At 43.6% G+C, this 21243-nt stretch carries 17 protein-coding genes and 1 pseudogene; 10 read left to right on the top strand and 8 right to left on the bottom strand.

Annotation, left to right across the window (positions count from 1 at the left end; genetic code table 11):
• The first annotated feature begins 118 nt into the window (after positions 1–118).
• A complete protein-coding gene (locus IQO02_RS04795) occupies positions 119–2497 on the top strand; it encodes a putative bifunctional diguanylate cyclase/phosphodiesterase (protein WP_010434868.1) in 2379 nt (792 codons plus the stop codon).
• The gene (gene yjjX / locus IQO02_RS04790; protein WP_010434866.1) at positions 2460–2981 is read left to right on the top strand and encodes an inosine/xanthosine triphosphatase; all 522 of its coding nucleotides are present in this window, start codon (positions 2460–2462) and stop codon (positions 2979–2981) included. The genes IQO02_RS04795 and yjjX overlap by 38 nt, the downstream gene beginning before the upstream one ends.
• 128 nt (positions 2982–3109) lie before the next feature.
• Here yjjX and trpR read toward each other — a convergent pair whose 3' ends face one another.
• Both trpR and sltY read right to left on the bottom strand, forming a co-directional pair.
• A complete protein-coding gene (trpR, locus tag IQO02_RS04785) occupies positions 3110–3403 on the bottom strand; it encodes a trp operon repressor (protein WP_010434864.1) in 294 nt (97 codons plus the stop codon).
• Positions 3404–3577: 174 nt separating this feature from the next.
• Positions 3578–5527 (bottom strand): murein transglycosylase, encoded by a 1950-nt coding sequence (gene sltY / locus IQO02_RS04780; RefSeq protein WP_065107068.1) that lies wholly within the window; start codon positions 5525–5527, stop codon positions 3578–3580.
• Positions 5528–5791: 264 nt separating this feature from the next.
• On the opposite strand from sltY, the gene ettA reads away from it, so the two are divergent.
• The 3 genes from ettA (at position 5792) to IQO02_RS04765 (ending at position 8978) form a co-directional block, all read left to right on the top strand.
• Positions 5792–7459 carry an energy-dependent translational throttle protein EttA gene (gene ettA / locus IQO02_RS04775; protein WP_009848459.1) on the top strand — a complete coding sequence of 556 codons (1668 nt, stop codon included), beginning with the start codon at positions 5792–5794 and terminating at the stop codon, positions 7457–7459.
• Between the two features lie 90 nt (positions 7460–7549).
• A complete protein-coding gene (locus tag IQO02_RS04770) occupies positions 7550–7918 on the top strand; it encodes a PilZ domain-containing protein (RefSeq protein ID WP_016767719.1) in 369 nt (122 codons plus the stop codon).
• A gap of 49 nt (positions 7919–7967) precedes the next feature.
• Positions 7968–8978, top strand: a complete 1011-nt coding sequence (locus IQO02_RS04765; RefSeq protein ID WP_016786106.1) for a M23 family metallopeptidase — start codon at positions 7968–7970, stop codon at positions 8976–8978.
• A 160-nt stretch (positions 8979–9138) separates the two neighbouring features.
• Here IQO02_RS04765 and tyrA read toward each other — a convergent pair whose 3' ends face one another.
• The 3 genes from tyrA to nagZ form a co-directional block, all read right to left on the bottom strand.
• A complete protein-coding gene (tyrA, locus tag IQO02_RS04760; protein WP_016799824.1) occupies positions 9139–10266 on the bottom strand; it encodes a bifunctional chorismate mutase/prephenate dehydrogenase in 1128 nt (375 codons plus the stop codon).
• A 118-nt stretch (positions 10267–10384) separates the two neighbouring features.
• Complete coding sequence (locus IQO02_RS04755; RefSeq protein ID WP_016767721.1) at positions 10385–11458, bottom strand: 3-deoxy-7-phosphoheptulonate synthase; 1074 nt, start codon at positions 11456–11458, stop codon at positions 10385–10387.
• 246 nt (positions 11459–11704) lie between these two features.
• Positions 11705–12694, bottom strand: coding sequence for a beta-N-acetylhexosaminidase (gene nagZ / locus IQO02_RS04750; RefSeq protein ID WP_016767722.1), 990 nt, complete (start codon positions 12692–12694; stop codon positions 11705–11707).
• A gap of 121 nt (positions 12695–12815) precedes the next feature.
• Between nagZ and IQO02_RS04745 the strand changes: the two genes are divergently transcribed.
• Positions 12816–13931, top strand: a complete 1116-nt coding sequence (locus IQO02_RS04745; RefSeq protein WP_016799825.1) for an anhydro-N-acetylmuramic acid kinase — start codon at positions 12816–12818, stop codon at positions 13929–13931.
• A gap of 45 nt (positions 13932–13976) precedes the next feature.
• Complete coding sequence (gene murQ, locus IQO02_RS04740) at positions 13977–14897, top strand: N-acetylmuramic acid 6-phosphate etherase (RefSeq protein ID WP_010434846.1); 921 nt, start codon at positions 13977–13979, stop codon at positions 14895–14897.
• Between the two features lie 101 nt (positions 14898–14998).
• Here murQ and IQO02_RS04735 read toward each other — a convergent pair whose 3' ends face one another.
• The gene (locus tag IQO02_RS04735) at positions 14999–15349 is read right to left on the bottom strand and encodes a DUF2799 domain-containing protein (protein WP_010434845.1); all 351 of its coding nucleotides are present in this window, start codon (positions 15347–15349) and stop codon (positions 14999–15001) included.
• A 250-nt stretch (positions 15350–15599) separates the two neighbouring features.
• On the opposite strand from IQO02_RS04735, the gene IQO02_RS04730 reads away from it, so the two are divergent.
• From IQO02_RS04730 to btsR, 3 genes are all read left to right on the top strand, one after another.
• Complete coding sequence (locus IQO02_RS04730; protein WP_016783944.1) at positions 15600–17093, top strand: carbon starvation protein A; 1494 nt, start codon at positions 15600–15602, stop codon at positions 17091–17093.
• A gap of 298 nt (positions 17094–17391) precedes the next feature.
• Entirely contained in the window at positions 17392–19062 is a 1671-nt protein-coding gene (locus IQO02_RS04725) for a sensor histidine kinase (RefSeq protein WP_016786109.1), read from the top strand.
• A 104-nt stretch (positions 19063–19166) separates the two neighbouring features.
• A complete protein-coding gene (btsR, locus tag IQO02_RS04720; protein ID WP_010434840.1) occupies positions 19167–19898 on the top strand; it encodes a two-component system response regulator BtsR in 732 nt (243 codons plus the stop codon).
• 124 nt (positions 19899–20022) lie between these two features.
• Here btsR and ispH read toward each other — a convergent pair whose 3' ends face one another.
• The gene (gene ispH / locus IQO02_RS04715; RefSeq protein WP_029189243.1) at positions 20023–20979 is read right to left on the bottom strand and encodes a 4-hydroxy-3-methylbut-2-enyl diphosphate reductase; all 957 of its coding nucleotides are present in this window, start codon (positions 20977–20979) and stop codon (positions 20023–20025) included.
• 175 nt (positions 20980–21154) lie between these two features.
• Positions 21155–21243, bottom strand: a pseudogene (locus IQO02_RS22055) (peptidylprolyl isomerase); the annotation flags it as partial.

The following is a 21243-nucleotide window of genomic DNA, read 5'->3' as shown; positions in this document are numbered from 1 at the left end:
AAATCGAAAATCTAATTCCCTTCACAGGAACGCATCGAACTAAGTGCAATTAATAGCGAGCAAGCATTAAGTAACATAAAATCATCTGCTTAATTTATAAATAGTGTTGTCATTAACTATGAAGCTAAGTACTAAAATATTACTACTGATAACTCCTGTGATACTGATCAGTACCGCGGCTTCTAACTATATTATCTATTCAACGCAGAAAAGCAGCTTCATCAAACGCGAAGACAACGCACTTCAACTGAATATGGAAAAGTTAGCCGGGCATTTTCGACAGTCTCGCGCCTTCCTCAATAGCTACTCTTACACATTGACTCAAAGTGATATGGTTAAGCGGTACTTTTTCACCGAACAGAGTTTATCTCGCGATCTTGAATTGGTTAGTAATCTTCGAAAAGCCATACATGTATTGCAGGATGGTGATGAAAGTTATACTGGCTTAGCGATCCTCAATGGTGATCGAAAGCTCAATTACTACGCAGACAATAGCAATGATGTTAGAGCTCAGATTGACACTAAGATATTAGAATTTGTTGATCAACATTACCAAGAGACATTAGCAACATCGAGCACCAACTATATCCAAAACTCTCAAGGAGAAGGAATGTTGGTTCACTATGATATGCTAGGTAAAAAAGCCGTTGCTCCATCCACAAACAGCCCACTCAATGATGTTTTTTTTGTTGTAGTCTCGGTCTCTCTCGACAAATTTAATGCACTGAGAAAACAGATAGAGTTCGACTATCAAACAAGTCTGTTTTTCACACCTATCGCGGTTTCGATGGACAACAGTGTCACTCACTCAGTAAAGCTTGCACCAGAGCTTTACGCCACAGTAGACCCTGCACAGTTTCTATTAGAGAACAAACTCGACTCCATTTGGAACAAACTAAGTTTATCATTTGCACTTTCTGCCTTAGTTACCGTCATTTTATTGCTCATGCTTTTGTCACGCAGTGTTATTACTCCGATAACACGACTCGATAGACAGCTACAACAAGTAGAGAAAAAACAACGTAAGAATATTGAACGCTTGGGTACTCGTGATGAAATTGGTCGTCTATCGCAGCGTTTTTATGACATGTACCAAGAGTTAGATAATACCTATCAGCAAACTAAGCTTTTGGCTGAGAATGATCAATTAACACAAATAGCCAATAGGCATCAATTTCAAACCTTTGTTCAACAATCGCTACCAAAGCCTAGCTCAAATACCGAAACATGGGTTCTCTACTTTGACCTGGATAATTTCAAGTTTGTTAACGACAAATACGGACATCAAATTGGTGATTCAATATTGGTCTCTTTCGCCAAGCGTATTTCCGATATTTGTGCCCATTATCAAACAAAATACGACGCTCACTGTATGCCTGCTCGCCTCTCTGGAGACGAATTTGTCGTGTACATCAATGCTCCCACTCAGAGAGGAAATATCGCCCATAAGTTTTCGGACGATTTGCTGACACCACTTCAAAAAGGCTTTACCACCGAATCTGGAAGTTTTCCAATTACAGCCAGTATCGGCATTGCAACATACCCTAACGACGGTCACTCAATTGAGAAGTTAATCTCACATGCTGACACGGCGATGTACCAAGCCAAGCGTGCGGGGAAAAACCAATTTGCTGACTATTCAAGAGATTTAGACAAAGTAATTCAACGCCAAGCAAACATCGAGCGAGCACTCAGAGACAAGAACTTTGATGACGAATTTAGACTCGTCTATATGCCCTATATGGATTCAACCGGAGCCCATATTATTGGTGTTGAGGTTTTATTGCGCTGGGATTCGAAACAACTTGGTTTAGTTCCACCTGATGAATTCATTCCAATTGCTGAACAAACTGGATTGTTCGAACAAGTTGACCGTTGGGTAATTCAAAATGCATTCATGTCTTTTCATCGACTTCAGGCTCAATTTGATCACTCGGTACAGCTATCAATTAACTTATCTTCTGCAGGGATAGAAACGACGCACCTTGCTGACTTCATTAAAGAACATGCTGATATTAATCAAATTCCACCTAGCTTGATTGATTTCGAAATAACCGAAACATTTTACTCAGATTCACAAGGCTTTCCGTTACTCAACCAACTCTCGCTAATGGGCTATCGATTAGCGATTGACGACTTTGGATCTGGATATACTTCGATCACTCAACTGGTGCAGTATCCGACTCAAAAAATCAAACTAGATAAAGTCTTTTTAGACACCTTAATTGAAACCGATAATCAGAACATAGTAAAACCGATTATCGGGCTATGCCATGCTCAAGGCAAAAAGGTCACAGCCGAAGGCATCGAAACCGAAAGCATGCATCACTGGTTGCAAGATGCGCAGTGCGATATGCTGCAAGGCTATTACTTCGGTAAACCGATGCCATTGGAAGAACTGAACGAATGGTATCGACTACACCAACTCAATTTAATCGACAACAAAAAGAATCCAATACATGAAATCCGTCGTCATTGCGTCGCTGAACCCAGCTAAAATAAACGCCGTTAAAAGTGCATTCCTTTCTGCTTTTCCTGATTCTGAATTCGAATTCAAAGGTATCAGCGTCCCTAGTGGAGTGTCCGATCAACCGATGAGCAATGATGAGACTTATCAAGGCGCTCTAAATCGCGTTAACAATGCAATCCAAGAACTGCCAAATGCAGATTTTCATGTTGGGTTAGAATCTGGAATTGAAGGCAACGTTACCTTTGCTTGGATGATAATTGAAGCAAATGGTCAACGTGGCGAGTCTCGCTCTGCAAGCTTAATGCTACCACCTGTTGTGCTTGATAAACTCCAGCATGCGAATGAATTAGGAGACGTAATGGATGAAGTCTTCGGAACGGATAACATAAAACAAAAGGGCGGCGCAATTGGCTTACTTACACACAATCAACTATCTCGAAGTTCTGTGTATCATCAAGCTTTGATCTTAGCGCTGATCCCATTTGTTAACCCAGAACACTTCCCTAGCTAGATTTCATTGAAAGCATTTTTATCAAACATTTAGATTCGATAGATAAAAAGTGAGTGAGTCAGAAACAAAAAACGCTAACTTGTAGTTAGCGTTTTTATCGAATTCTTAAAGTGTGCTGTTTTAAGGGCTTACTTGAGTAGCAACCCCGAAATAGCAGCTTTCTCTTGTTCTGATTTAGCTTTTAGTTCGTTTGAACCGCGCGTGATAGTCGCCACACCCACTCCTAACATTTGACTCACCTGTCTCTGTGACATTTCACCTTTCATGAGTTCACAAAGGATATTCACTCGAGCAACCAAAGCATCTCGCTCATCAGATGTCATCATCATGGTCAACAACAGCTCATGCTGATCTTTTTCAGCCGCTGTTTTTACCAAATCCATTAGTTGTTGCCAATTATCATATTCAGGTTGTGATGCCATATATCTACACTTACTTTTAAATTTTGGCTTGAAGTAGCCGCTTAACGATTGAAAGCGTTTAACACTTTATACCGAAACACTAACTTTGATCCAATGCAAAAAAGCAGTAAGTGGAAATGGTTCGAACTCACTGCCTTTTATATTACTCAGCTTTAAACAAAAAGCATCGAGCCACTAATATTTAGTGGCTAGTTCATTAGGGGCCAAAAACGCGCCTTTCTCACCTAGAATATCTCGATAATACGTCTCGAACATCAAGATATTCTGAACGTAACCGCGCGTCTCTTTGAATGGAATCATTTCAATAAAGGCATACGCATCTAACTTTTCATCACTACGTGAACGCCACTGTTTTACTCTGCTAGGCCCTGCGTTGTAAGCGGCAAAAGCAAAAATACGGTTGTTGTCATATTGAGCAAGCAAACCATCTAAATAGTGGCTACCAATCTCAATATTCTTGCTGACATTATAAAGGTCGTCGCTTCCCTGATACTTAATTTGATGCTTTTTAGCCGTGTATTGAGCTGTCTTCGGCATGATTTGCATGATGCCACGTGCGCCAACAGGAGAGCGAGCTTCTGAATCCATCGCGCTTTCTTGTCTCGCTAAAGACATCAAAGTGATTGGGTCAATATCGTGTTTTTCGGCATAGAAGTTGAACCACCACTTGTGCGCAACTGGGAAACGTAAAGTAATATTGTCCCACATCTTCGCTGATATACTGGCCGTGACCGTTAGATGATTCCAACGTTTTGTCGCAGCATGAGCCGCAAGCATCGATTTTTGGTCTTTGTCTGCATTGGCTAATAACCAACGCCACTCACTCTTAGCTGCCGCAATTTTATCGCGTTCAATCAGCTCACCAATACGAGTCAATGATGTGTTAAAAGGTTTCACTGTTTCAGCATTGTATTTCAACGTGGATGTTGGGTACTGGATAGGCTCATCTAACTGCTTAGCTGCCGCTACACTGTAAAAGTTACGCTGCCCCATAATATCGGATAGTCTCTTGTTACCTTGAGCGCTATCCCCCGTCGCTATCTCAGCTCGACCCTGCCAATACTGCCAGCGAAGCGAAGCCTGATGCTTATCATCTAAGCGCGCTATCCACTCTTTCAAGCCAGTCCAATCTGCATGTTGGATAGCTAAGCGAGCACGTCGCTCCAGCAAGACCTGTTTCGATGAGCTCGCGAGCATTTTGTCTCGCCACGCCATCAACTCTTCAGAGTCGGTATTGATCAAGCGGAACGTTAGGTAGTCCGCTAACTCTTGGAATTTTTCTTTCGAAAACTTTTGAGCTTTCACAACATCATCAAAAACCTCTTGAGCGCTGCTTGCTGACTTCCTTGCCAGTTTCTCAAAACCAAACTCGGTTTGAGCTTGGTAAAATTCATTCGCAGGGTGCTTCTTGGCAAACGCGAGAACATCTTCAGGCTTGTTGAACAACGCCTTCATCTGCTTGGCTTGAGCAATTGCCTCATCATAATCTAATTGTTTAATTAGATAAGTCATCAACTTACCGTTACGGCCTTCAAACGCCAACAACATCCTTTCTAGTATCAACTCATCGGTTCTTAAGCCAGCTTTATCCCACTCTTCAAAAAGCGGGTCACATGCGTCATCAACACCACTGCCGCTTAACCAAAGTTGCTTCGCACCTTTAAACGCGATTTCTTGATTACCTTGCTCATAATGAGCTCGGTAATAGATACATTGGTATTTTTCGCCAGTCGGCTCTTGGGTTTGAAATTCCAATATCGTTTGCCACTGCTTTTGAGAGGCTAGTGAATCCAGATAAGGTGCGCGCATACGATTCGAAAATGGCAGGGCTTTGTTTTCTTCTATAAAAGTATCCACTTCAGCAGGTGTACGATCGCCTAAGCCAATAAGAAAGGCGCGATAATCTGTGTATGGAGTTAAAGGGTATGTTTGAATTTTATTACGTAGCGCCGAGTAAGCTTTTAGGTCTCGGTTGTCTAAAACCTCTTGCGCTCTGTCATAAACATCACGCTGCATTTCAAGCTCAGAGGCAGTGCTAGCCATAACCGTCGGAGTCAGTGAAAATGAAGACAAAATTGCTGCTGCAGCCACAGCAACCTTCGTATTACCAATGCGGAAAAACATTCGCTCTTTCCTTAGTGCGTGTATGAATACGTGAAGTCTATTTACGCCCGACATCACATCAAATGTAAAGGTTTTGAGTGTAAATATTATTAATATTTAACACTTCGCCTCAGAAGCCTATTAAATAAGGCTTTACTGATTATTGTGACAATAACTGGTAAGAATTTATCCAAGATTGGCTTTTCTACCCAAGGAGTAACATCTTTGGGGATATTGGTATAAAATAGCAGACAATTTTGAACAATAAATTAGGATCGATCGGCAATGGCTGAATACGTATATACCATGTCTCGGGTGAGCAAAACTGTTCCACCTAAGCGTCAAATTCTTAAAGACATTTCTCTTAGCTTTTTTCCTGGCGCTAAAATCGGTGTTTTGGGTCTAAATGGTTCAGGTAAATCTACCCTACTACGTATCATGGCTGGTATTGATACTGATATTGATGGTGAAGCTCGTGCACAACAAGGCCTTAAAGTCGGTTACCTACCGCAAGAACCTGTACTAGACGAATCAAAAACCGTGCGTGAAATCGTAGAAGAAGCGGTTTCTGATGTTGCAGACGCGCTTAAGCGTATCGATGCAGTTTACGCAGCTTACGCAGAACCAGATGCAGATTTTGATGCTCTTGCTAAAGAACAAGGCGAGCTTGAAGCACTGATCCAAGCAAAAGATGGTCACAACCTAGAAACAGCTCTAGAGCGCGCTGCTGACGCACTTCGTCTTCCTGAATGGGATGCGAAAATCGAGTTTCTATCAGGTGGTGAGCGTCGTCGTGTTGCGATATGTCGTCTACTTCTTGAAAAACCAGACATGCTGCTACTTGATGAACCAACCAACCACTTGGATGCAGAATCAGTAGCATGGCTTGAGCACTTCCTTGTTGATTACAGCGGTACTGTTGTGGCAATTACCCACGACCGTTACTTCCTAGACAACGCTGCTGGCTGGATTCTAGAACTTGACCGTGGTGAAGGTATCCCATGGGAAGGTAACTACACATCTTGGCTAGAGCAGAAAGATGAGCGTTTGAAGCAAGAAAAAGCAGGCGAAAGCGCACGCCAAAAAACGATTGAGAAAGAACTTGAATGGGTTCGTCAAAACCCTAAAGGTCGTCAAGCGAAGTCTAAAGCTCGTATGGCTCGTTTTGAAGAAATGACGACTGGCCAATACCAGAAGCGTAACGAAACCAACGAACTGTTCATCCCACCGGGTGAGCGTTTAGGTGACAAGGTACTTGAAGTTAAGAACCTAACTAAGTCATTTGGTGATCGCGTTCTTATCGATGATCTATCATTCAGCATGCCTAAAGGCGCTATCGTTGGTATCGTTGGTGCCAACGGTGCAGGTAAATCAACACTGTTTAAGATGCTAAGTGGTGCTGAACAGCCAGACTCAGGGACAGTTGAACTTGGCGAAACGGTTAAACTTGCTTCTGTTGATCAGTTCCGTGACAGCATGGACGATACAAAAACAGTATTCCAAGAGATCTCTGAAGGCGCTGATATCATTAAGATCAACAACTTCGAAATCCCTGCACGTGCATACTGCTCTCGCTTCAACTTCAAAGGCAACGACCAACAGAAAATCATCGGTCAGCTTTCTGGTGGTGAACGTAACCGTGTTCACCTAGCTAAACTGCTAAAAGCGGGCGGTAACGTACTGTTACTCGATGAACCAACCAATGACCTTGATGTCGAAACTCTACGTGCACTTGAAGAAGCACTGCTTGAGTTCCCTGGCTGTGCAATGGTTATCTCGCATGACCGTTGGTTCCTTGACCGTATTGCGACCCATATCTTAGACTACCGTGATGAAGGTCAAGTTAACTTCTACGAAGGTAACTATACTGAGTACACTGAGTGGTTGAAGAAAACTCTGGGCGCACAGGCAGCAGAACCGCACCGTATCAAGTACAAGCGTATCGCTAAGTAAATTCGCTTGCATTTTGAACAAAGGCCGCAATAATAGCGGCCTTTGATATATCTAGCTTACACGTTACGCATCGATATAGAGAGATGAATTATGATTGAAAGACGTCAGTTTTCACGAGTTGTTTATCAAGTGCCAACTGAATTATTACAAGGACCAGTAAATGTGTCCGGTTCGGTACAAGACTTATCTCTTCATGGTTTACTCATTCAGTGCGATGACTTTCAGCAACTCAGCCATGATATTCCTGTTCAAGTCAGCTTTACGCTCGCAAACAGTGATATCAATATTCAGTTAGAAGCAACGATAGTCTCTACCATCAATACCTCAATGCGTTTACGCATAGAGCATTTAGATATTGATAGTATCAGCCACCTTAAGCGTCTTATAGAACTTAACGTTGGTGACGATGAACTGCTTTATAGAGAGATTGAGCACCTTACCGATTTGGGTAAAGAATAATATCTCCATAATCCTTTTTCTATTAGAAGCATTTAGTTAATACAGAACCATGTCTAAAAAAATTGCCATTACGATCCCCTCAAGCCAAGGGGAACAAACGTTTTACTTTGGCCGAAAAGCCGTGCTCTTATGCACCACTGCTCTTTTCTCTGTTCCAGCCTTGATCGGCGGAGCAACCTACATACACTTTGAAAGTCAGCAAGAGCTGGCATCACAAGCTGGTGATGCACAGCAGTTGATCGAAACGCTGATTGTTGAAAAAGAGCAAACTGAGTTTCTTTACGCTGAACAGGTAGAAACAAACCACTCGCTGTCACAAACATTGACTGAGAAAGAAGGTGCGATTCAATTACTTGGTAAGCGTGTTTTCGATGTTGAATCCGTGCTTGGCCTTGCCGATGAAGAACTGCTTACAGACGATGTCTCTTTAGAAGATCGCATTGATGCTGCTGCGATAGATTCAGCAGTAAGAGCGACAATGTTCCGTTTGATTCCAAACGACAGTCCAATGACTTATCAACGAATCTCTTCGTCTTATGGTCGTCGCACAAACCCTATTTCAGGTAAGCGCCATAACCATACCGGTATCGATTTAACGTGTAAGCGAGGTGAAGAGATCCTAGCACCTGCTGATGGTGTCATTGAAACCGTTCGTCCAAGTAACAAAGGGTTTGGTAACTTCCTAACCATGCGTCACTCATTTGGCTTCATGAGCTCTTACGCACACCTTCAGAAATTCAAAGTACGCAGCGGTCAATTCGTCAGTAAAGGCGACGTAATTGCGAATTGTGGTAACTCAGGTAACTCTACCGGACCACACTTGCATTATGAGGTACGTTTCCTTGGCCGTTCATTGAACCCTCAATACTTGATGGATTGGACACCAGAGAACTTCAACTACGTGTTTGAAAAAGAAAAGAAAGTTAAGTGGGGCCCACTGGTTCAGTTGATTGATAATGTGGTTCGCTTGCAGATCAACCTAACGAACGTGCCTTACATTAGCTCGACCATAGACACTGTATCGAGTGAAGATAACAAAAAACCAATCACGACTAATTAGTTGTTAGTGGCTAACTATTTGTTAATGACTAAGACCTGTTGGTTTGGCCTATGATGATCTAATTGCTTTTAGCCTACAGTAGGCCAACTACTTTTAGTTCTGAATTAGATAAAAAAAGAGCGACCATCAGGTCGCTCTTTTTTATGATTTCAAATCAGTATTAGCCACGATGAATCGAGTCATGCGCTTGCTTTAAAAGATTTTGGCTCTCTTGCAAGAACTGTTGCGAGTAGTCGCCAAACCAATCACTGACTTGATTAAAGCTATCAACGAATTTGGCTTTATCTTTCCCATCCAAGATTTCTAATGCTTCACCGAAACGACTATGGAAACGTCGAATCATCTCAATGTTCTCATCTGAAGAAAGAATGATATCACCGTACAAGTTCGGGTCTTGAGCAAACAGACGACCAACCATCGCAATCTCAAGTCGGTAGATTGGCGAGCTTAGCTTCAGAAGCTGATCAATGTTCGGGTTCTCTTTACTTAGGTGCAAGCCGTAAGCAAAAGAGGTGAAATGGCGTAGTGCTTGAATCAGAGTCATACCGTGATCGTGTTCAGCTGCATCCATCTGGCAAAGGCTCGCACCCCAAATACCAAATTGATTCAATAGCCATTGGTAGCTTTCAGAGTCGCGACCATCACTGTAAACAATAACCTGCTTAGCAAGGCTTGGCACATCAGGACCAAACATTGGGTGCAATCCAACAACTGGGCCTTGGTGCATGTTCATCATGGCCTGCAGAGGCTTTGATTTAATCGACGTCAAATCACAAAGAATACAATCGCTTGGCAGATTACCTAGCTTCGCAATCACACCTTCAGTTAGGTGAATTGGAACCGTAACAACCACAAGTCCGGCATTATCTAAAATCTCATCGGCTTTATCCCAATCTTGGCTGCCAAGGATTTTCACTTCATAACCAGAAAGCTTGAACATACGGCCAAACAGACCACCAAGTTGACCATTACCACCAACGATAACCACTGAACGTAACTCTGGGTTAAGACACTTAAAACCAGAATCCTTTTCACTAGCGTAAGACTCACGCATCGTACGACGCAAAATATCTTCGATTAACTGCGGTGGAACCCCTATTTTCTCGGCTTCTTGACGACGAGACGCCAGCATCGCAGCTTCGCGCTCTGGTACATAAATAGGTAAACCATGTTCACTTTTTACTTCGCCCACTTTCTCTACTAGAGCGAGACGTTGAGCCAGTAAATCCAACATTTGTTTATCGACAACATCGATTTGGTCGCGTAATTCGTTCAGTTCAACGGCCATTTTATTCCTTACTAAATCTATAAACCCGTACTAATCTATAAGCCCACCTGGCGCAGGTTTGTTAGCAACAGATCTTAAAATGCCCCATTAGATGAGGCACTTAAATTTTAAACTCTGACTAACCTTTCAAGCGGTTCTCTAAGAACGGGACTAATTCCGTATGTGCACGCTTCAATAGTGCCTCAGTTGAATCCCAATTGATACACGCGTCGGTAATAGAAACACCGTATTTCATCTCATTGAGAGGTATATCCGAGGATTGATTTCCTTCGTTAATATGGCTCTCAATCATCAAGCCGATAATCGACTTGTTGCCTTCGCGAATTTGATGAATCACATCTTCAGCCACCAGTGGTTGACGACGGAAGTCTTTACGAGAGTTTGCATGGCTACAATCAACCATCAATGCCGCCTCTAATCCAGACTTACCAAGCTCTTGCTCACATTCATGTACTGACACTGAATCGTAGTTAGTCTGCTTGCCGCCACGTAAAATTACGTGACCATTTGGATTACCTTGCGTTGTTAATAACGCAACTTGACCTTCGCGGCTGATACCCATGAAACGGTGGCTCGAAGAAGCCGCCTGCATTGCATTGATTGCAGTGCCTAAATTACCGTCAGTGCCATTCTTAAAACCGATTGGCATTGAAAGGCCACTTGCCATTTCACGGTGAGTTTGAGATTCAGTAGTTCGTGCGCCAATCGCAGCCCAGCTGAAGGTATCTGCTAGGTATTGTGGACTAATTGGATCTAGTGCTTCTGTCGCTAGTGGAATTTCCATCTCAGCTAGCTCAACTAAAAGCTCACGACCAACATGCAGACCATGCTCAATATCGAACGTACCATCTAGATGTGGGTCATTGATCAAGCCTTTCCAACCCACAGTAGTACGAGGCTTTTCAAAGTAAACACGCATAACAATATACAGTTGATCGCTAAGTTGCTCAGATAAGGCTTTTAGACGTTTCGCGTACTCTTTCGCCGCCTCAATATCATGGATAGAGCATGGGCCACATACTACAAGCATGCGATGATCTTTCTTGTGAATGATGTTTGCGATAGTTTGACGAGACTCTTGAATGAAACGACGAGCATTATCACTCAAAGGCAGTTTTGCTTTTAACTCTTCAGGAGTAATCAGTACCTGTTCGTCGATGATATTGACATTGCTTAATTCACTTTTCTGCATAACTCAACCTGTATATTTATTTTTACACCCAACATTTCCATTTGGGCTAACAATCTTTAAAAACACAATAACAGCTACAAAAACGATTGCAAGTGTAAACAATAAAAAACATTTGATGTAAATTATAATTTACACTTACTATTTGACTCGTTAGAAGATACATAGCGGCCAAAACCACACCCTATACATACAAAAAAGGCGATATTTCTCATATCGCCTTCTTCAAACTTATAGAGTGTTTATTTATCACCCAGCGTTTAAAATTCGCTTAATTTGCTCTGAGGCCTCTTTCCACCGACTATCCGAGTGAAGCGTCGATAAATCGAAGCTGTGTTTTTTAAGCAATGAGTTAGCTAAAGGCACCTCTTGAATCGTTAAGTTGTCCAGAGCCTCTATTTGTGCATCTCGTTTATTACACATCAGCACCATGTCACAACCCGCACTTAAGGCCGCTTTCGCTCTGTCTGCCGGCCCCCCCATAATGGCAGCTCCTTCCATTGTTAAGTCATCAGAGAATACCAAGCCTTTGAATCCAAGCTGCTGCTTCAATACTTTCTGCAACCAATACTCAGAGCCACTCGCTGGCTGATCATCATAGTGAGAAAAAACCACATGTGCAGGCATCATCGCATCTAATATTCCAGCTTCAATTTGAGCCTTGAAAATGGCCATATCAGTTTCAAAGATGTCGTTTCTAGGATCATAAGGCGTTTCAAGGTGTGAGTCAGCAATCACGCCGCCGTGTCCTGGAAAGTGCTTCCCTGTCGTCGCCATGCCAACCGATTTCATGCCATTAATAAAAGCACTACTGTGGCGAACGATGGTATCAATATCTTCACCAAACGCTCGGCTACCAATCGCTTTACACTCGTGACCTTTATCTAATACAGGCGCAAAGCTCAGATCGATATCATGGGCAATCAATTCCGCAGCCATCAACCAACCAGCTTGTTCTGCTAACTGCTCACCATTATTCTTAGTCGCGAATTCTTGAGCGGCAGGGATAATTGAAAAGCCGTCGCGAAAGCGTTGAACTCGACCACCTTCTTGGTCAACACCAATCAAAATAGGACGTTTCGCTACCTTGCGGATCTCTTTAGTTAACGCCGACAACTGTTTGCTATCGTGGTAGTTTCGAGTAAATAAGATGAGACCACCAACGGTTGGATGCTCTAAAATTTCTCTGTCTTCAGCTGTCAGTTCGTAGCCTGCAACATCAACCCACAACGGTCCCATATTTATTCCTTATTAAACCTAATTTCATAAACTTCCCGAGATTATTCTCTTTAAATTTGCTTTACAATGTTTTTAAAACAATCTGTGGAAGACTTTAAGAATGCAGGGTAAGAGCTTAGGAATGGATCATAAAGAACTGTATATCGGTGTGATGTCGGGGACGAGTATGGACGGTGTTGATACTGCGTTAGTCTCGATTGAAGACGATAGCATTACATTGCTTGCTCATGATGAGTTCCCGATGCCTGATGACCTCAAAGCGCGTCTGCTTGAAGTCTGTATTGGTCAGAAAACCGATTTGATTGCCATTGGCGAACTCGACCACCAGCTTGGTCATCTATTTGCTGATGCGGTTCTACAACTTCTCAACAAGTCAGATACGCCTGCATCATCCGTGACTGCGATTGGTAACCATGGCCAAACAGTATTCCATCAGCCAACCGGTGATTCGCCATTTACCATGCAGCTGGGTGATGCCAATATCATTGCCGCTAAAACACAGATTCAAACAGTCGCAGATTTCCGACGCAAAGACATGGCGCTTGGCGGACAAGGGGCGCCGTTAGTACCAGCGTTTCACCATACGATTTTTCACCCAAAAGACAGCTCGGTTGTGGTGTTGAACATTGGTGGTATCTCGAATATTTCAGTGCTGCGCCCGAATCAGCCAACTTTTGGTTATGATACAGGCCCCGGCAATATGTTAATGGACGCTTGGGTAGATAAACACATCGGTGAGAAATTTGACCGTGATGCGCGATTCGCGCTTAAAGGCCAACTTAATCAAGCCTTGCTCGAACAGTTGCTAAATGAACCTTATCTATCTCAAATGCCACCGAAAAGCACTGGCAGAGAACTGTTTAATCTACCGTGGCTAGAGCAACAATTAACAGAATTTAAAGATCTTGCAGCAGAAGATGTTCAGCGCACGCTTTGTGAATACACCGCATTGACGATAGCCAATGAAGTAGAGACTTATCGCTTGGGTAGCCAAGCTGCACTGTATGTGTGTGGCGGTGGTACACGAAATCCATTGTTGATGAAGAGACTGTCTGGACTGCTTACAAGTTGGGAGGTTGAGTCGACAACCAGTAAAGGTGTTGATGCTGATTACATGGAAGCGATGGCCTTTGCGTGGCTTGCTCAACGTCATGTTCATCAAGTGCCAAGCAATTTACCAGAAGTGACTGGCGCAAGCAGAGCGGCCTCTCTAGGCGTTCTATATCGTGCTGACTAAACAAATCTAGAACCATCATTTTAGAATCACCATTTAAGGATCATTATGAGTAACGACGCTCTCATATCAGCGCTCTCGCACCTCGTTTCGGAGGGGAGAAACCCTGACACTATGGATATTGATCTGCTCACCTCTCTCGAAGTGGTTGAAAAGATTAACCAACAAGACAAACAGGTACCACTGGCGATCGAGGCGGAACTGCCACAGATCGCGAAAGCGGTTGATAAGATCGCTTACGCCTTTCAAAACGGTGGCCGACTGATTTATATGGGCGCAGGCACCAGTGGTCGATTAGGTGTGTTAGACGCATCAGAATGCCCACCGACTTTCGGCGTTTCAGACAAAATGGTTATCGGCCTAATTGCAGGCGGACCAGAAGCAATTTTGAAAGCCAAAGAGGGAGCAGAAGATTCACTGACTCTCGGAATTGAAGATCTCAAAGCGATTCAGTTTTCAGAAAATGATGTTGTGGTTGGCATAGCAGCCAGTGGTCGCACTCCTTACGTAATAGGTGCACTCAACTATGCCAATCAGCTTGGCGCGGTTACAGTTGCGCTGTCTTGTAACCCAGGTTCTCCAATTGCTGAGATTGCTCAAATCGCAATTAGCCCAGTGGTTGGCCCAGAAGCCTTAACGGGATCAACACGACTGAAGTCAGGTACGGCACAAAAGCTAGTACTTAATATGCTAACGACTGCCAGCATGATTCGTATCGGTAAAAGCTACCAAAATCTGATGGTCGACGTAAAAGCGACCAATGAAAAGTTGGTTGCCCGCGCTGCTCGTATCGTTATCCAAGCAACGGAGTGTGATAAAGCACTGGCAGTATCGACACTTAAAACGACTGATTACGATGTGAAGTTATCTATTTTGATAATTCTAACAGGGCTAGATTTAGAGTTAGCCAAGGCTCAACTTGATAAGCAAAATGGCTTCTTGAGAAAAGCCGTCGAGAATAATCAATAATCGGCTTATGCTGTTGAGAGTTACTCTCGCTACATATAAAAAGACCAGCACACATAAAGTACCGGTCTTTTTATATCTAATTTTCTATTGCTAGCTTGGGCTTAATAGTCGTTTGAGAACTCATCCCAGCCGCGTTGCCATTCCATACGGAAACGTTGAGCGTCTTCCGTACCAGAACACACACCTTCATATACCTGACCAGATAAACCAATCTGATAAGCATGGTTCGGATTGCAGTATTCAGTAACGCCTAGGTGGTAACCTTCTGTGTAACTGGCTTGATCAACAGCACCAAGCGCGGTCATATCTGAATACGAACGCTGAGTGTGGCCTTTGATGCCATCACGGTAGCCGATCTCTTGCCAATTGCCTTCAGCGGCTAAATCTTGAACATTAGCGCTGCATCCTGCAAGGCTAAATGCCACAGTGAATAGTGCGATTATTTTTTTCATTTCAATCCTTTATTTTTACAGAGCCACTTCCTGACGAAGCATTGCTTTGTTTGTGATTCTCCGCTGAACACCAGTCGATGTCCACTCATTGTCTAATCTTCGCCACTTTCGTCCAATAACAAACCATTCAATCAGTCATAGCACCACTAAATTTGCTATTCGACCACTCACTCAAGAAGCGGAAGTTTATTCTCTTCGACTTCTTTAATATACACCCTGACTTAATTAATACATTCAGGGATAACAAATTATGATGTGGTTTCTTACCTGTGTTGCAGCACTCATTGGTGGCTACTTTATTTACGGTGCCTTTATCGAGAAAATTTTCGGTATCAATGAAAAGCGTCAAACACCAGCTCATACTAAGCAAGATGGCGTGGACTACGTTCCAATGTCGACGCCTAAGGTTTACCTAGTTCAACTGCTTAACATCGCGGGTGTAGGTCCAATATTCGGCCCTATCATGGGTGCCCTTTACGGCCCAGCTGCAATGCTTTGGATCGTGCTAGGTTGTATCTTCGCAGGTGCAGTACACGACTACTTCTCAGGTATGTTATCTATCCGCAATGGTGGCGCTTCGGTTCCAACGATCACGGGACGTTACCTAGGCAATGGCGCAAAACACTTTATGAACATCTTTGCCATTGTTCTACTGCTTCTTGTTGGTGTGGTTTTCGTTTCTGCTCCTGCAGGCATGATCACTAACCTAGTGAACGACCAAACTGATTTCGTAATGTCTACAAGCACTATGGTTGTTATCATCTTTGCTTACTACATCATCGCAACGATTGTCCCTGTCGATAAAATCATTGGTCGCTTCTACCCACTGTTTGGTGCACTGCTTATCTTTATGTCTGTTGGCCTAATCACTGCGATTGGTTTATCTGACGAGCACCAAATCATGGGTGGCTTCGAGATGAAAGACATGTTCACCAACATGAACCCGAATGACCTACCACTTTGGCCTGCTCTATTCATCACTATCGCTTGTGGTGCTATTTCTGGCTTCCACGCAACTCAGTCTCCTTTGATGGCGCGTTGTATGGAAAACGAGAAGAACGGTCGCTTCGTATTCTACGGTGCAATGATTGGTGAAGGCATCATCGCTCTAATTTGGTGTGCACTTGCTCTGTCATTCTTCGGTTCAGTTGAGTCTCTATCTGATGCAATTGCAAACGGCGGCCCAGGTAACGTGGTATACAGCGCTTCATTTGGTCTATTGGGTGTGTTCGGCGGTATCCTTGCTTTCCTTGGCGTGGTTATCCTACCTATCACTTCGGGTGACACTGCATTCCGTTCAAGCCGTCTTATCCTTGCTGAATACTTCAACATGGAACAGAAAACTCTGCGTAACCGCCTACTAATGGCTCTACCATTGTTCGTTCTTGGTGGCATCCTGACTCAAGTAGATTTCGGTATCATCTGGCGCTACTTCGGTTTTGCTAACCAATCAACGGCAGTAATGATGTTATGGACCGCTTCAGCTTACCTACTTCGTCACAACAAACTGCACTGGGTAACAACGGTTCCAGCTATCTTCATGACGTCTGTATGTATCACATTCATCCTCAACAACAGCCAACTAGGCTTTGGTCTACCAATGCAGCTTTCAACCATCATCGGTGTGGTGAGTGCATTCGGTGTTGCGGCTTACGTTATCAAAATCTCGAAAGGCAAAGGCGATATCGATCTTGCTGATGAACAAGAAGAGAAAGAAGCAAAGGGCGTGACTAAAACCGCCTAGTTCTTGAAAGCTCTTTTAAGAAGAGACAAGTCTTCATAGAAAGACAAAAGAACAAGCCAAACACACTTCGCTTGCTCCCGTAATCACTCGCTGATTCGTGGAAAATAAGACTAAAGCCCATCCACCGTGATGGGCTTTACTGTATCTCAACTTAGTTCAATCAACATTAGTACATCAACTTGGATACTTCAGCTTTCTGAAGCAATAACCAAGCAATATAACCAACGAAAACACAAGCAAAGCTACCGTTACTACGCAATGAGCTTTACACTTAACACGCGTCTCAATAGGTGAAAATATGGAACTCATTCTCTCTCTGCTGCAACAAACCTGTGTCTACTTAGTGATTGCTTACATGCTAAGTAAAACTCCACTGATTCTGCCTTTGTTGAGCATATCTTCACGCTTAAGCCATAAAGTCAGCTGTTATGTTCTGTTTTCTCTGTTCTGTATTATGGGCACCTATTTTGGATTGCAGATCAATGATGCCATTGCCAACACACGTGCGATGGGAGCGGTCATGGGTGGCTTGTTTGGTGGTCCGGTTGTCGGCTTTGCGGTCGGTTTTACTGGCGGTATCCATCGTTACTCTTTGGGTGGATTCACCGATCTAGCTTGTGCTATCTCCACTACGGCAGAAGGCTTAATTGGTGGCCTATTACACGTTTACTTAGTCAGAAAAAACAAAGCCAGCCAGTTGTTTAATCCGATGGTGGTTTTCTCGATAACCCTGTTTGCAGAGATTATTCAGATGCTGATTCTGCTTGCTGTCGCGAAACCATTTGAGCAATCCTATGCTCTGGTTTCCGATATTGCGGCGCCAATGATCATTGCTAACTCAGTCGGTGCTGCGCTGTTTATGAGTATCATCCAAGACCGTAAAACCATCTTCGAAAAATACTCAGCGACCTTCTCACGTCGCGCATTAACCATCGCCGAACGTTCGGTAGGTATTCTGCATGGTGGGTTTAATTCCGATAACGCACAAAAAATCGTACGTATCGTTTATGAAGAGACCAATGTTGGGGCGGTCGCGATTACCGACCGAGAAAAAATTCTCGCGTTCGTCGGCATTGGTGATGAACACCATATTCCCAATACGCCGATTTCATCACAAAGCACACTCACTTCGATGGAACAGAACGACATTATCTACCTTGATGGCAAAGAGAATCCATACCAATGCTCACTGTCGCAGGATTGTAAATTAGGCTCTGCTCTAATTATCCCACTGCGCGCGGGTAACGAGGTCGTCGGCACCATCAAACTGTATGAGCCAAAACTAAAACTATTCTCGACTATCAACATGTCGATGGGTGAAGGTATCGCTCAACTCTTGTCGAGCCAAATCCTGTTTAGTAACTATCAGCAACAGCAAACGCTACTTACCCAAGCAGAAATAAAACTGCTGCACGCTCAAGTGAATCCACACTTCTTGTTCAATGCGCTTAACACCATCAGCGCAGTGACACGTCGCGACCCAGATAAAGCTCGGGAGTTGATTCAGCATCTGTCCCACTTCTTTAGAAGTAACCTAAAGCAGAACATCAACACCGTAAAGCTCAAAGATGAACTTGCACACGTCAACGCTTACCTGACCATAGAAAAAGCACGCTTTACCGACCGACTGGAAGTGGAATGGGATATCGATCCGCAACTGTATGAGTCACAGTTACCAAGCTTTACCTTGCAGCCATTAGTTGAAAACGCGATAAAACATGGGATTTCCAATATGCTCGAAGGTGGTCAAGTTAAGATTTACAGCGAGGCTTTCAAAGGTGGCTTCAAGTTGGTTGTTGAGGATAATGCCGGGACTTATCAAAAGCCGTCACCAGACCATGTCGGTTTAGGAATGGAAATTGTTGATAAACGACTCACTAATTTCTTTGGACAAGATTCAGCGCTAAAAATAGAATCTCAACCACAGCAATTTACTCGAATGAGCTTTATCATACCTAAATTAAAATAATGATATTTGCGAAGACGAATAGCTCCGAGTAGACATATTTAAAGCTAACATTTAAAAGCATAACGTGAATAAAACAGGGATGAAATCAAGATGAAGATTGTAGGATGTTAAAGGCATTAGTTGTCGATGATGAGCTATTTGCTCGCGAAGAACTGATTGAACTACTAACCGAAACCGGAGAAGTGGAAGTCATCGGCCAAGCGAGCAACGCGATAGAAGGGCTTAAGCAGATTAATCTTCTCAAGCCAGATGTGGTGTACTTGGATATTCAAATGCCTCAGGTTACCGGGATCGAACTGCTGAGTATGCTTGACCCAGACACAATGCCTTACGTGGTATTCGTTACCGCCTACGACCAATATGCTATTCAAGCCTTTGAAGATAACGCTTTTGATTACCTACTTAAGCCAGTCGAGCCTTGTCGATTAAACAAGAGCGTTTGTCGCCTAAATAAGGTCATAAAACAAAATCAGAAAGCACCAGACCAGAACATCTCAGCGATTGCTCCCTGTCATTTAGAGCAGATTCCATGTATTGGACATAACCGTATTGTGATAATGGCAAGTCAAACGGTCGAGTGCGCGTATTCCGATATCAGCGGTGTCCACGTACGTAGCTCATCGCAAACCGCAACCTCACAGTTAACACTAAAAATCCTCGAAGAAAAAACCGACTTGATCCGCTGTCACCGACAGTATTTGATCAACATAAAATCGATCCAAGAAATCAAATTATTAGAAAATGGATTAGCAGAGATCATTACCCTGACCGGCTTTGAAGTACCTGTCAGTCGTCGTTATCTCAAGACGTTAAAAGAGCAACTCGGTCTCCAGTAACCCGTTAGAAGTTCGACGCCCTGTTCCAAAGCACGATCAAAAAAGCCAACGTATCACGTTGGCTTCCTGCTGTTTACAAATCAATAGTATTTGCAAATCGCTAGTGTTTACGAATCACTAGAGATCAGTCGACTTGCTTAATCTGTAGCTCTTTGGGTACTTCGAAGAACATGTTCTCTTCGCGACCTTGAATCTCTTCAACCTCGGTAGCACCCAACTCACGAATCCGATCTAAGATCTGGTTTACTAGCTCTTCAGGAGCAGAGGCTCCGGCTGTTACACCTATTTTCTTTTTCCCTTCAACCCATTCAGTTTGAATGTCTTCAGGGCAGTCTGTTAGATAACCTGGCGTGCCTAGCTTCTCAGCCAGCTCTTTTAAACGAGTTGAGTTCGATGAGTTCTTAGAACCAACGACAATTACAACGTCTACATCGTTTGCCATTTCACGAATTGCGTCTTGACGGTTTTGAGTCGCGTAGCAGATATCGTCCTTACGTGGACCTTGGATCTCAGGGAACACGCGACGTAGCTCTTCAATCACATCTGCTGTTTCATCAACTGATAGCGTTGTTTGGCTAACGTAGTGCAGGTTACTCGGGTCGTTCACTACTAGGTTCTGTACGTCTTCTGGCCTTTCAACCAAGTACATACCACCGGTTTGGCTAGCGTATTGACCCATGGTGCCTTCCACTTCAGGGTGGCCCGCGTGACCAATCAGTACCACTTCCATATGTTTGCGGCTCGCACGAGCAACCTCCATATGAACTTTAGTCACCAAAGGACACGTCGCATCAAATACCGTTAACTCACGCTCTTTCGCTTCTTTACGAACCGCTTGAGAAACACCGTGAGCCGAGAATATCACGATGTTGTCGTCTGGCACTTCACTCAGTTCTTCGACAAAAATAGCACCACGCTGCTTGAGCCCCTCAACAACAAAGCGGTTATGTACCACTTCATGGCGAACATAAATCGGTGGCTGATACATTTCAAGTGCACGCTCTACGATACTGATCGCACGATCGACACCGGCACAAAAGCCACGAGGGTTAGCTAACATTATTTTCATTTCATTGCTCATCATTTACCGCGGAACTAAGGTTGTTTCTATAGAGTTCGCCGTCAGCGAGGTTCGCATTCTACAGTGAAGCGTCTAGACAGTGAAGCTCTGGGTTACATCACAGCTGTAGGCGGTGCTACTCTAACGTTAAGATGGTTATTCTACCGTTAAGATAGCTACTCCACCGTAAAGATAATTATTCAACCGCTAAGATGTTGACATCGAAAGTAACGTCTTGACCTGCTAATGGGTGATTAAAATCAACCGTCACTGAATCACCCGCGA

This window comes from Vibrio sp. OPT24 (assembly GCF_015163545.1).
GTDB lineage: Bacteria > Pseudomonadota > Gammaproteobacteria > Enterobacterales > Vibrionaceae > Vibrio > Vibrio cyclitrophicus.
Note: the sequence above shows the minus strand (reverse complement) of the source record. Positions and strands in the feature narration are given on the sequence as shown.